Below are 12,123 nucleotides of genomic sequence, written 5' to 3'. Positions count from 1 at the left end.
TATGGAACAACTATCTCTTCTAGTTATCTTTCTTTTCGTCTTATTCCTACTTCTCGGGTCCGGTGTGTGGGTCGGGCTGGCACTCATGGGCACAGCTTGGTTTATTCTTGAGTTTTACACCTCGAGTAGTCCAATGTCGTCGCTCGATCGAATTTGGACCTCTAGTAAATCTTGGACGTTGGCTGCCTTGCCCATGTTCATATGGATGGGCGAGATCTTATATCGAAGTCGATTATCGCAAGACATGTTCCGCGGCCTTGCCCCCTGGATGGCGCGCCTGCCTGGTGGTCTTGTGCATACAAACATCGTGGGCTGTACGATCTTTGCGGCTGTGTCCGGGTCTTCTGCGGCGACGCTGACAACCGTTGGTAAGATGTCGATCCCAGAGCTGCGCAAACGTGGGTATCCTGAATATATGATCATCGGCACGCTGACTGGTGCGGCGACCCTTGGCCTGATGATCCCGCCGTCATTAACCTTGATTGTTTATGGTGTGTCGGTTGAGGTATCGATCTCGAAACTGTTCATGGCGGGCATTCTGCCGGGGCTTTTGCTGGCGCTGATGTTCATGGCCTATGTGGCGGGTTGGTCCTTTGTGCGCAAATCCGAAGTGCCTAAGATCGCCGACGAAATGACCTTTGGTCAAAAGATCGCGGAAAGCCGTTTCTTGATCCCAATCGTTCTGCTGATTATTGCCGTGATTGGATCAATGTACGCAGGCTGGGCCACCGCGACCGAAGCCGCCGCAATTGGTGTGATCGGGTCGTTGATCCTTGCTTGGGCACAGGGGTCATTGACCATCAGTACTTTCATTGAAAGCCTTTTGGGCGCGACGCGCACCTCGGCAATGGTGGCCTTCATCCTGCTTGGCGCGTCTGCGCTAACCCTAGCGATGGGCTTTACGGGCCTGCCACGCGCCTTGGCTGAGTTCATCGAAGTTCTTGAACTATCAAGATTTTCCCTGCTGATCGCCTTGATGTTCTTCTACATCATCCTGGGCATGTTCCTTGATGGGATTTCATCAGTGGTGCTGACGATGGCGATTGTACAACCGATGGTCGAAGCCGCCGGGATCGACTTGATCTGGTTCGGTATCTTCATCGTGGTTGTTGTTGAAATGGCCCAGGTGACACCGCCGATTGGCTTTAACCTGTTTGTGATGCAGGGCATGACGAAACATGAGATGGGCTATATCGCCAAAACCGCGCTGCCGATGTTTGGCATCATGGTCCTGATGGTCTTTGTGTTGATCGTCTGGCCCGAACTTGCCACCTGGTTGCCAGAGAATATGCGCAACACACCAGGCGGATAAACAAAATCAACAGGGCATCCCAAATCGGGGTGCCCTTTTTGCGACCCTCCCCAAACCTCCTTCGGAGCCTCACCATGAGTGACCATAAAATCGAAACCATCCGGGTCCACCGGATCCTTATCCCTGCCAAAGCCGTACATTCCCACGGCAGCGGTGATGTCGCGGGAATCCATTCAGTGATTGTCGAAATCATCACGGATACGGGCATCACAGGTTGGGGCGAAGCATCCCCCTGGCCCGTGTTTACCGGAACGGCGGAAGGTGCTGCGGCGGCGTTGCATGTGTATCTGCGCCCGCATCTGATTGGTGAAGATCCGGTGCAGGTTGAGAAACACATGACCCTGGCGGATCGAATTTTGATCGGCAATCCCGAAGCCAAGGCAGCGCTTGAGATGGCGCTTTTGGACATCACCGGTAAGATCACAGGCCTTCAAGTGTGTGAATTGGTTGGCGGGCGTTTGCGCGACGACATGGGCATGAGCTTTTCCGTGGCGAACCCGGATTTTGATGCGGATCTGGTTGATATCGCGCGGATGTGGGAAGATGGTGTACGGATCTTTAAGTTCAAGACCGGCTTTGCAGATCACAGTTTCGACGTGATGCGCGCGGAAAAACTCCGCGAAATCTATGGCGATGAGATCGACATTCGCATCGACTATAATCAGGGCCTAAAAGCCTATGATGCAGTGCGCTGTATTCGGGATTTGGAACAATTCCGCCCGACCTTCATTGAACAACCTGTGAAGATGCATGAACGCGAAGCCATGGCCCATATCACCCATGTCATCGACACGCCGATCATGGCCGATGAAAGCGTATTTGACCCCAAAGGCGCGCTTTATGGGGCGCAACACCGAATCGCTGATATCTTCTCGCTAAAGATCATGAAATCCGGTGGCATCCGTCGCGCGCTGGAAGTTGCCGCAATTTCCCGTGCGGCTGGGATTGAAATCTACGGTGGCTGTATGTTTGAGACCGGTCTGGCCCATGCAGCGGGCACACATCTGATGGCGGCCGTGCCAGATCTGCATTTGCAGGCAGAATTTTACATGGCGACATATTACGCGCAGGAAGACATTCTGGTTGACCCATTCCCCGTGAAGAACGGGCGTATTCATGTGCCAACCGGGCCTGGGCTTGGTGTGGATGTGAACCCCGATATGCTTGCGAAATATGCGGTCGCTGAGGTTCTGCAATAGGGTTTACCAAAAACAAAAAAGCGCAGCATGAATGCCGCGCTGATTTAGATCTTTGTTTCGTTCCGGTCGTTGTATTCCTACAGCGATCGGCATGTGTTTACATGATAACGAACCAGGAGTGCACGCCAATAAAAAGCGCAGTAGCAGCCACAAGGATGCCAACACCAAGGATATCTTTTGCAGTTTGTGCCATCTTACAGTTCCTTCGAACAAATCAGTTGCGATAAGCCCCAGATAAGAAATACTGCGGAACTTGAGTACCACCAAAATCTGCATAGTCGCTTTGCACCAGGTGCATGACCAATTCATTCAAACCGCTGCAAAAGCAAGCAAGGCTTAGGATCCCAAGCCTTGCTTAATGATGGAATCAGAGACTTGCGTTCAATGCCGCAATCACTGCATCGCCCATTTCTGAGGTCGATACCGCTGTGCCACCATCGGCCTGCATCAAGTCAGCAGTACGGATGCCATCAGCCAGGACCTTCTCAACAGCAGTTTCAAGACGCGTTGCTTCGTCACCTTGATCAAAGCTGTAACGCAGCGCCATCGCAAAACTAAGGATACAAGCGGATGGGTTCGCTTTGCCTTGGCCCGTGATGTCAGGTGCGGAACCGTGAACCGGTTCATACATTGCCTTTGGACGGCCATTTTCCATGGGCGCACCAAGGCTTGCAGATGGCAACATGCCCAGAGAACCTGTCAACATCGCCGCGCAATCAGACAGGATATCGCCGAACAGGTTGTCAGTTACAATCACGTCGAATTGCTTTGGCGCACGCACCAGCTGCATCGCGCCATTGTCCGCATACATGTGGGACAGTTCAACTTCTGGGTAATCTTTGGAAACCTCGATCACAACTTCACGCCACAGAATGCCGCTTTCCATAACGTTGGCTTTTTCCATGGAACATAGTTTTTTGTCACGACGCATGGCCAGTTCAAACGCGGCACGCGCAGCACGTTCGATCTCGGATTCGGTGTAACGTTGGGTGTTCACGCCAACACGTTCATTGCCCTCTTCAAAGATGCCGCGTGGCTCACCAAAATAAACACCAGAGGTCAATTCGCGCACGATCATGATATCCAAGCCGGACACCAGTTCTTTTTTCAAAGATGAGAAATCCGCAAGCGCGTCAAAACACTGCGCAGGGCGCAAGTTCGCGAACAGATCCATTTCTTTGCGCAGGCGCAGAAGGCCGCGTTCCGGCTTAACCGAGAAATCCAGATCATCGTATTTCGGGCCGCCAACAGCACCCAGCAAAACAGCGTCAACTTCTTGCGCTTTTGCCATGGTGTCATCGTGCAAAGGCGTGCCGTGCTTGTCATAAGCGGCACCACCAACAAGGTCTTCAGACACGTCAAAAGCCAAGTCACGTTTATCACCGAACCAAGTGATGATTTTGCGAACTTCAGCCATGACTTCTTGACCGATACCATCACCGGGAAGAATAAGGATTGACGGGTTGCTCATTTGGGTATCCGATCGTTTAAAACTGCGTTGCACCCGAGTACCGCTTGTGGGCGGAAGGGTCAAGAAAGCAGCGTTAAAATGCGATATCCACCCAGACCAAATGATGTGTAGACGCTGCATCAGATGACCCATCTGTCGGCCAATGAACGCCTGAATCCACAACCAGCAGATCGGATGAAGGCAAGACATAATCCACCCGCATATTGCCGGGCCGCCCCGCAGTGTCAGGCCAGTCCACAGTGTCCAAACTCGCCTCGCCAGCATGTGTAATATTCACTGACCTTTGTGTCTCCGACGCCAATCGCGCACCTTGACTGGATGGGCGAACATCTTGGATACGAGGATCATCAAGCAAGGCCAACAATGCCCCCGAGCGCCCCCGCCCATCCACCGGATCAAGATTAAACCCGCCTAAAAGTACAAAGGGGTCATCTGGTGGAGTTTCAGGCAGATCTCCATCCATGTAGCGCAACCAAAATGCAGCTTCATCATGATTTCGTCGCCCATTTCTATCGTGCTGATCATCAAAAACGGGCGGGGCGGCATACATCGTCCACAGAAAAATACGTGTGCCATCGGGCAAAACAACGGGAACCTCCCAATGCGATGAATTTGACAGGCGCTGCACTGCAAAGGCAGCATCACTTGGAAAGGGCCTACCTTCTATTGTGGGGGCGATAGCGCCGGGCAGGTCTTTCCAAAGGAGGTCACTGAAATCACGCGCAACCTCGGATTGAAGGGGGAATTTCGACAAAATCGCAAGCCCGCCATTACCGCGAAACCGCCCAAATCCCTGGGCATCACTGTCGTCACCAAAATATCCGTCACCATCCATATCCAACCCCGTAGCCAGACCGGAATTTGGTGCACGCGAAAATAGATATGGGTAAGTCACCCCCGCACGCACAAGCAACGCTGAAAAAGCACGCAAGGCCAGGTTGCCATCGTCAAAGTCGAATTTTTGTAGAACCAAAATATCCGGTGAGACTTTAGATATAACGTCAACGAGGGCCACTATTTGCACAGAATCCGCGCGTAAAATATCGCGCAACAATAAGCCTGGCCCATCGCGATCCAAGCCTACATTGTAGCTGGCAATGCGCAGTGTTTCAGCCCGCGCGCCATCGCTTAGAAGCATCGAAATTACGATTAAGCCGGAACATATCCATCTTCGAGTGCACGTTCGTAGGACAAACGCCGCTGCTCTCTGATCATTTCTGCAATCCGCCCCATGGCAATCCCGCGCATGAACAGACTGGCCGGCAAAAACGCCCATGTCGCTATCATCCAAATCAAGGTCTGCGACGAAGACACGGCGGAAGGGTCGAATAACATTGCCGCTGAGTTCATCACCAATGGAATACAGAATGGCAGGGCAAAGCCTAACAAAATGTTAATACGAGCATCCCGAATCAGACGCGATACGACGTCCCCCCCGGCGGTGGGATCAAATGTGGGTAGATTGATCCAGACATTGAACGTCCGATCCCGCGCTGGCCAACCATACAAACGCAAAAGAACTGCGAATATGGACAATGAAATCAAAGATGTAAGATATGATATACCTGCAAGAGCCCGAACAAGTTCAAGGCTTTTTACATCGCTGCCTTCTGGGAAGACCTCAATCACGAGGCGCACAGGACTCCAGGGAAAATCCATCGCGAGCCCGATCAACCCGCCAATTGCCGTGACAAATTCGGTCAAAGCCGTTGTCTCAAATTGCCCACGCACAACGATCGCACCCAAAAACACGGTCACAAGCAGGGACATGAAACGCACTCGGTTAAACGGCGGTGCATCGCGAAACTCAACCAGACTTGGATAAGTCGACGCGTATTCGACCAAAATCATGACGCCAGAAAACAACGCGATCAATGTGACGATCTGTGTCGTCTCCTGGGTTTGCGCAGGCAATATCAATGTTGGTGTCGCAATCAACAACATTACCGCCGCCGCACGCGTCAAAGCCCCTGAGAATTGTGCAATCAATTTGCCGTACCTTATCAACCGGCCAGCAATACCCCATCAGAGCAACCAACCTGCATTTCACAATAACCATGTAAAGAAGTACAAAATACGCATCTTGTTTCTGACGCATTTTACTCAACCAATCAATATCCAGTTGAACAAACAATTCGAAACATCTGTTTTCATTGCAGGAAATTCACATACTGTGCTTTTCGGCACACGCATTTCATACAACTTAACCTATTAAATGCTCGATATAAAAAACACTGCCCAGTAGAATCATCTTACTGGGCCGTGCAAAATTCAAACAATCTCTCCCGGTTTAAACCCAGGGACGTGCTTGGGACGCTTGCGCCTCGAATGCATCGACAGATGCTTTCTTTTCCATGGTCAACCCGATGTCATCAAGACCTTCCAACAGGCAATGTTTTTTAAACGCATCAACGTTGAACGCCACGACTTCACCATCAGATGTCGTGATCTCTTGGCTTTCCAAATCAACGGTCATACGGGCGTTTGCCCCTTTTTCCGCGTCCTTCATCAACAGATCAACTTGTTCTTGGGGCAGAACGATTGGCAAGATGCCGTTCTTAAAGCAGTTGTTAAAGAAGATGTCTGCAAAGCTGGTGGAAACCACACATTTGATGCCGAAATCCGCAATCGCCCAAGGCGCATGTTCCCGTGAGGAACCACAACCAAAGTTGTCACCCGCAACCAGAATTTCCGCAGAACGGTACTGTGGTTTGTTCAACACGAAATCTTCGATCTCGGTGCCATCACGATTGAAACGCATCTCATCAAACAGGTTTTTCCCAAAGCCTGTACGCGCGATTGATTTCAGAAAGATTTTTGGGATGATCATATCTGTGTCGATATTCACAAGCGGCATAGGCGCCGCAATCCCGGTGAGTTTTTCAAACTTTTCCATGATATTAGCCCTTAAATCAGATCACGAATGTCGGTCAAACGACCGGTCAGCGCAGCAGCGGCTGCCATGGCAGGGGACACGAGGTGGGTGCGTCCTTTATAGCCCTGACGACCTTCAAAGTTCCGGTTGGACGTGGATGCACAACGCTCGCCTTCGGACAGTTGATCGGGGTTCATAGCAAGACACATGGAACAGCCCGCAAGGCGCCATTCAAAGCCAGCATCTTCAAAGATCTTCGCAAGACCTTCTTCTTCCGCTTGAAGCCGCACAAGGCCGGAACCAGGCACGATCATCGCGCGCATGCCGTCTTTGATCTTCTTGCCTTTGACGACCTCTGCAACCGCACGGAAATCTTCGATACGACCGTTGGTACAGGACCCGATGAACACAGTGTCAATTTCAATGTCGGTCAATTTCTGACCAGGCGTCAGGCCCATATATTCGATGGAACGTGCAGCCGCATCAACCTTGCCGCCTGTGAAATCAGAGGGGCTTGGAACGAAACCAGTGATTGGCAGAACGTCTTCTGGTGAAGTGCCCCAAGTCACAACCGGCGCGATGTCTTCGCCTTTCAGGGTCACGACTTTGTCGAAATGTGCACCCTCATCCGTGAACAGGGTTTTCCACCAGTTCAAAGCCGCTTCCCATTGTGCGCCTTTCGGGGCGTGTGGGCGGCCATTCACATAGTCATATGTCGTTTGATCAGGTGCGATAAGCCCAGCGCGTGCGCCGCCTTCAATCGCCATGTTACAAACGGTCATACGCCCTTCCATGGACAGATCGCGGATGGCTTCGCCCGTGTATTCAATCACATATCCCGTGCCACCGCCGGTGCCGGTTTCACCGATCACAGCAAGGGTGATGTCTTTTGCGGTCACGCCTGGCATCAGTTTGCCAGTGATCTCGACCTTCATGTTCTTGGACTTTTGCTGGATCAAAGTCTGGGTCGCCAGAACATGTTCAACTTCGGATGTGCCGATGCCATGGGCAAGCGCGCCAAACGCACCATGGGTTGCTGTGTGGCTGTCACCACAAACAACGGTCATACCAGGCAAAGTCCAACCCTGTTCAGGACCGACAATATGCACGATGCCCTGACGTACGTCAGACACAGGATAGTAATGCACACCGAATTCTTTGGCGTTTGTATCCAAAGCAGCCACCTGAATGCGGCTTTCTTCGGTCATTTGGGCTGGATCTTCGCGGCCTTGCGTGGTCGGCACGTTGTGATCTGGCACAGCGATGGTTTTGTCCGGCGCGTGTACTTTACGACCCGCGATGCGCAGACCCTCAAAGGCTTGCGCTGAGGTCACTTCGTGAACGAGGTGACGGTCAATATACAGCAAGGTGGTGCCATCGTCACTAACGTGTGCGACATGGGCATCCCAGATTTTATCATAGAGCGTTTTGGGGGACATGTTGGTCCTCTCCCGTATTTTAGGTTTTCAGATGTGGCGAAAGGCTGCAAATGCGCGTGCGAAAGCCGCACGCAACCATCATAGGTCTGCGTTGATAGACAGGGACTGACCATAAAACCGCCAAGGCAAAAAGGCGTGATCGTCGATATCATAGATGCGTTTCATATCACTGCCATACACCCGCGCGGGGATTCCTTCAAGCGGAGCTACATAAGATCTGCAAAAGAATATTGAGAAAGACTGTACACCTTGCCCTAATCCTGTGAGTTGCTTAGTCTACCGCGATCAATTTAATGAGTGATATATATCAACAACATCCAGCCCACTGCCCAGATGGATCTACCGTATAGGCCTTTTCGCTTTGCTGGTTGCGGCATTAAAAGCCAATCAATTTACATTCGATGAATATCATAACCTGGGCCCCGGTTTTTTCGAAACTTCAGGCACAGATTTTCGACTTCTTTGGGCCTCCATGAGCAGCACACTGTGGCTCCTCGGTGCAGTCGCGGCAATGGCGGCAAGGTCAGGCGCTGTCATTTGGATACTCTCACTTTATCTCATCATAGACATTTTGCCCCTGTTTTCTTCGATTTTTCAAGCAATGCCCGCTGGTCCCGCCCTCATGATAGCGATAATCATGAGCCTTCCACTCATCGCGATTGGCTATACCCTCCGTTACCTTGTGAAAACAGGTGAGCTGAGAAAGCCCTGATCATTACACCGCAGGCCCCAGCAAATCCCAACGGTTGCCGAATGGGTCTCGGAAGACAGCGACGGAACCGTAGATTTCATGGCGGGGGTCTTCTTCAAAGATCACGCCATTTGCCAACATCCGGGCGTGATCCGCTTCGAAGTCGCTGGTTTTCAGGAAAAACCCCACGCGCCCGCCGGTCTGATTGCCAATGGCAGCGTGTTGGTCATCGCCCTTTGTCTGGGCCAATAGAATATCTGACCCCGCCCCACCATGAGGGCGCACAGCGACCCAGCGCTTGCCGCCCCCCTGATCTTCATCCTGGACCAGGTCAAACCCCAGTTGGTCCACGTAAAACGCAATGCCTTCATCATATGACGGGACGACAATCGCAATCAGGCCAAGGGATTGTGTGGCGCGCATGGGAAAACCTTTCAGGTAAAGAGGCACGCAAAGAAAACCGCGCTCATGGTTAGCCCGACCAAGATAATAACTGCGCGCATCAGCGCAACTGGCAATATTTTCGCAATGCGTGCCCCCGCAAACCCACCTGCAATCGCCGAAGCCCCCATAATCAGCGCAGCAGGCCAGCTGACGATGCCTGCAATTGCAAAAGTCGCCACTGAAATCGCAGAGATCACGAAACTTAACGCGTTTTTCAACCCGTTCATCGCGTTCAGATTACCCATCCCCCAAAGCGCGAATAACGCGAGCAAGACAATCCCCAAGCCGCCGTTAAAATAACCACCATACAGCGAGACCGTGAAAATCCCGGGCAATCCCCAAGGGGTCAATTGCCAGCCTGATGTCGTAAGGAACGCGGAAATCTGCTTTTGAAACGCGAAAGCCAAAGTTGCGACGAACAGCAGGAATGGCACGATCATCGAGAACAGATCATTGGATGACACCAGCAACAACAATCCGCCCACTAGCCCACCAGCAAGGCCCGCAACCACGGCCCAAATCAAGTTACGTCGAGGTAAAGTCTTAATCTCAGGCCCAAAGCCCAGCGCAGCAGATAAATACCCAGGAAACACCGCAACCGCGCTTGTTGCATTGGCGCTCACCGGTGGAATTCCTGCAAACACCAACGCTGGAAATGTCAAAAATGTCCCGCCGCCTGCGACCGCGTTCATGACCCCCGCGCCAAAGCCCGCAAGAATAAACAAGAGAATTTCGGACATCTATCTTCGCCTTAATGTTAATGTGCAACGCCATCTAGACGCACCCTGTCACATAGTTTTCTGATCCGCCAGCACACCATCATCACAAGCTGAATGCATGACCAAACATAAATTGATGGCCGTTGATCTTGACGCCCCAATTGCCGCAGGTCATCCTTCCCCCAAAAGGAGACCCCCATGACATCCGGCACATCTTTTGATCGCGACAAGCTCGCAAAAATCCACGACCACTTGCATTCCCACCTTCCCCCAGAACCTGCCCTGCGCGTCAAAGCGCTTGAAAGCCTGTTGGTAGAACGCGGCCTCGTGGCCAGCGAAACACTTGATGCCTGGGTCGACGCCTATTCCGAAGACATCGGCCCCAAACGCGGCGCACAGGTTGTGGCACGCGCTTGGCTTGATGTTGATTTCAAGGCTCGCTTGATGGATGACGCCGCCAAGGCGATCACCGAATTCGGTTTTGAGGGAAAAGCTACCGGCGATTTGAAAGCCGTGGAAAACACCGACAGCCAACACAATGTCGTCGTCTGCACCCTGTGTTCCTGTTACCCGTTTTCACTGCTTGGCCTGTCCCCCGCTTGGTACAAGGCCTCGGCTTATCGTGCGCGTGTGGTGCGTGAACCACGTAAAGTATTGGAAGAATTCGGCGTCGAACTTGGCGAGGATACCGCCGTGCGCGTCTGGGATAGCACCGCCGAATTGCGTTATCTTGTTGTGCCCCAACGCCCCGCCGGGACCGAAGGTTGGACCCAAGAACAATTGGCAGCGATCGTGACCCGCAACTCTATGATCGGCACGGATCGCGTGTTGAAGGCGGGGTCTTAAACCATGGATACGTTACATGATCTCGGCGGCAAGCAAGGGTTCGGCCCGGTTGACGTGAATGAACCCGAGGCCCCTTGGCACCATGATTGGGAAGGGCGCATGTGGGCAATGGCGCAATCTTCGCGCAACACCACAGTGACGATTGACTGGTGGCGACACGTGGTCGAACAGCTTCCGCCACAGGCCTATATGACCATTCCGTATTTTGAGAAATGGTGCATGACCGATCTCGCGCTTGGCGTGGATTGTGGCACCTTCACGGTCGAAGATGCCCTAAATATCGACGAAAAAACCGACGTACGCCCCCCGGATGCGCCCGTGCCTGAGGTGATGAACAAGGTCCAGATCCTTGAGAAAAATCGCACATCCGTCAAAACCTTTGAGGAACAGGTCGACTTTGCCCCGGCTTATGCTGTCGGGGATAAAGTCGAAACTTTGGCCCATTCTGTTCCCACCCATACCCGCCTGCCGGCCTATGCCCGTGGTCGTATAGGTGAGATCCTAGCCCATCGCGGCGCACATCCTTTGCCTGATAAGTCCGCGCAGGGCGTTGAAGCACCAGAACATCTGTACACTGTGGTTTTCACCGCACGTGAACTTTGGGGAGAAGATGCCGATCCGCGTGACACTGTGACCCTAGATTTATGGGAGAGCTACCTTGAGCGCCTGTAACCCCCCCCGCGAATTCGGCCCCGAAGATGATCTCGCCCCCAATGCGCCAAAATTCGGCGAGGCATGGCATGCACAAGTATTGGCCATGGCAGATACGCTGGTCACAACCGGGCAAATTTCAGCATCCGACTGGGCCGAGACCCTTGGTGCGGAACGTCGCGTTGATGAGATCAACAACGCCCCAGACACAGAAGAAACATATTACGCGGCCGCGTTGCGCGCATTGGAACGCCTTTTGGATATCACCGCGATTGTACCCAAACCCGATCTAAACGACAGACGGGACACATGGGCGCGTGCCTATCTTGCGACCCCTCATGGTCAACCGGTTGAACTGACAGCGGGCAAATCATGAGACATCTGTGTCTGGTACTTTTGCTGGGCGGGTGCATGGCCAATCCAGTATCCGACATCTCGGCACACCCACCTGCCCCCATCATCCCGATAACTGCGAT

12 protein-coding genes are annotated in these 12,123 nt (G+C 52.6%); 5 read left to right on the top strand and 7 right to left on the bottom strand.

Annotated elements, in window-relative coordinates; all coding sequences use genetic code 11:
- The first annotated feature begins 1 nt into the window (after window position 1).
- Window positions 2-1,312, top strand: a complete 1,311-nt coding sequence (locus tag RJ38_RS09345) for a TRAP transporter large permease (protein ID WP_039018575.1) — start codon at window positions 2-4, stop codon at window positions 1,310-1,312.
- A 74-nt stretch (window positions 1,313-1,386) separates the two neighbouring features.
- Entirely contained in the window at window positions 1,387-2,511 is a 1,125-nt protein-coding gene (locus RJ38_RS09340; RefSeq protein WP_039018574.1) for an enolase C-terminal domain-like protein, read from the top strand.
- Between the two features lie 367 nt (window positions 2,512-2,878).
- Here the strand turns inward: RJ38_RS09340 and leuB are convergent, their stop codons facing one another.
- The 7 genes from leuB to RJ38_RS09300 all read right to left on the bottom strand — a co-directional run bounded on the left by leuB (window position 2,879) and on the right by RJ38_RS09300 (window position 10,171).
- A complete protein-coding gene (gene leuB, locus RJ38_RS09335; protein WP_039018573.1) occupies window positions 2,879-3,982 on the bottom strand; it encodes a 3-isopropylmalate dehydrogenase in 1,104 nt (367 codons plus the stop codon).
- Between the two features lie 73 nt (window positions 3,983-4,055).
- Entirely contained in the window at window positions 4,056-5,120 is a 1,065-nt protein-coding gene (locus RJ38_RS09330; RefSeq protein ID WP_039018572.1) for an endonuclease/exonuclease/phosphatase family protein, read from the bottom strand.
- 11 nt (window positions 5,121-5,131) lie between these two features.
- Complete coding sequence (locus RJ38_RS19230; protein ID WP_039018571.1) at window positions 5,132-5,971, bottom strand: hypothetical protein; 840 nt, start codon at window positions 5,969-5,971, stop codon at window positions 5,132-5,134.
- Between the two features lie 301 nt (window positions 5,972-6,272).
- Window positions 6,273-6,878, bottom strand: coding sequence for a 3-isopropylmalate dehydratase small subunit (leuD, locus tag RJ38_RS09320; RefSeq protein WP_039018570.1), 606 nt, complete (start codon window positions 6,876-6,878; stop codon window positions 6,273-6,275).
- Between the two features lie 11 nt (window positions 6,879-6,889).
- Window positions 6,890-8,296, bottom strand: coding sequence for a 3-isopropylmalate dehydratase large subunit (leuC, locus tag RJ38_RS09315; protein WP_039018569.1), 1,407 nt, complete (start codon window positions 8,294-8,296; stop codon window positions 6,890-6,892).
- A gap of 715 nt (window positions 8,297-9,011) precedes the next feature.
- On the bottom strand, window positions 9,012-9,410 hold the full coding sequence (locus tag RJ38_RS09305) for a VOC family protein (protein ID WP_039018567.1): 399 nt from the start codon (window positions 9,408-9,410) through the stop codon (window positions 9,012-9,014).
- Window positions 9,411-9,421: 11 nt separating this feature from the next.
- Entirely contained in the window at window positions 9,422-10,171 is a 750-nt protein-coding gene (locus RJ38_RS09300) for a sulfite exporter TauE/SafE family protein (RefSeq protein WP_039018566.1), read from the bottom strand.
- 177 nt (window positions 10,172-10,348) lie between these two features.
- Here RJ38_RS09300 and nthA point away from each other — a divergent pair, with 177 nt between their 5' ends.
- The 3 genes from nthA to RJ38_RS18145 are packed head-to-tail and all read left to right on the top strand — an operon-like array spanning window position 10,349 to window position 12,023.
- Window positions 10,349-10,996, top strand: coding sequence for a nitrile hydratase subunit alpha (gene nthA / locus RJ38_RS09295; protein ID WP_052245308.1), 648 nt, complete (start codon window positions 10,349-10,351; stop codon window positions 10,994-10,996).
- Between the two features lie 3 nt (window positions 10,997-10,999).
- Window positions 11,000-11,668, top strand: coding sequence for a nitrile hydratase subunit beta (gene nthB, locus RJ38_RS09290; protein ID WP_039018565.1), 669 nt, complete (start codon window positions 11,000-11,002; stop codon window positions 11,666-11,668).
- A complete protein-coding gene (locus tag RJ38_RS18145) occupies window positions 11,655-12,023 on the top strand; it encodes a hypothetical protein (protein WP_052245307.1) in 369 nt (122 codons plus the stop codon). The genes nthB and RJ38_RS18145 overlap by 14 nt, the downstream gene beginning before the upstream one ends.
- Window positions 12,024-12,123: the final 100 nt, after the last annotated feature.

Source organism: Halocynthiibacter namhaensis (assembly GCF_000812685.1).
Lineage (GTDB): Bacteria > Pseudomonadota > Alphaproteobacteria > Rhodobacterales > Rhodobacteraceae > Halocynthiibacter > Halocynthiibacter namhaensis.
Note: the sequence above shows the minus strand (reverse complement) of the source record. Positions and strands in the feature narration are given on the sequence as shown.

What these genes read in the sequence shown, in the direction of transcription:
- leuB (WP_039018573.1), bottom strand. Translation starts at nt 3,982, where the DNA reads ATGAGCAACCCGTCAATCCTTATTCTTCCCGGTGATGGTATCGGTCAA.
- leuC (WP_039018569.1), bottom strand. Translation starts at nt 8,296, where the DNA reads ATGTCCCCCAAAACGCTCTATGATAAAATCTGGGATGCCCATGTCGCA.
- nthA (WP_052245308.1), top strand. Translation starts at nt 10,349, where the DNA reads ATGACATCCGGCACATCTTTTGATCGCGACAAGCTCGCAAAAATCCAC.
- RJ38_RS09300 (WP_039018566.1), bottom strand. Translation starts at nt 10,171, where the DNA reads ATGTCCGAAATTCTCTTGTTTATTCTTGCGGGCTTTGGCGCGGGGGTC.
- RJ38_RS09330 (WP_039018572.1), bottom strand. Translation starts at nt 5,120, where the DNA reads ATGCTTCTAAGCGATGGCGCGCGGGCTGAAACACTGCGCATTGCCAGC.
- RJ38_RS09340 (WP_039018574.1), top strand. Translation starts at nt 1,387, where the DNA reads ATGAGTGACCATAAAATCGAAACCATCCGGGTCCACCGGATCCTTATC.
- leuD (WP_039018570.1), bottom strand. Translation starts at nt 6,878, where the DNA reads ATGGAAAAGTTTGAAAAACTCACCGGGATTGCGGCGCCTATGCCGCTT.
- RJ38_RS09305 (WP_039018567.1), bottom strand. Translation starts at nt 9,410, where the DNA reads ATGCGCGCCACACAATCCCTTGGCCTGATTGCGATTGTCGTCCCGTCA.
- nthB (WP_039018565.1), top strand. Translation starts at nt 11,000, where the DNA reads ATGGATACGTTACATGATCTCGGCGGCAAGCAAGGGTTCGGCCCGGTT.
- RJ38_RS09345 (WP_039018575.1), top strand. Translation starts at nt 2, where the DNA reads ATGGAACAACTATCTCTTCTAGTTATCTTTCTTTTCGTCTTATTCCTA.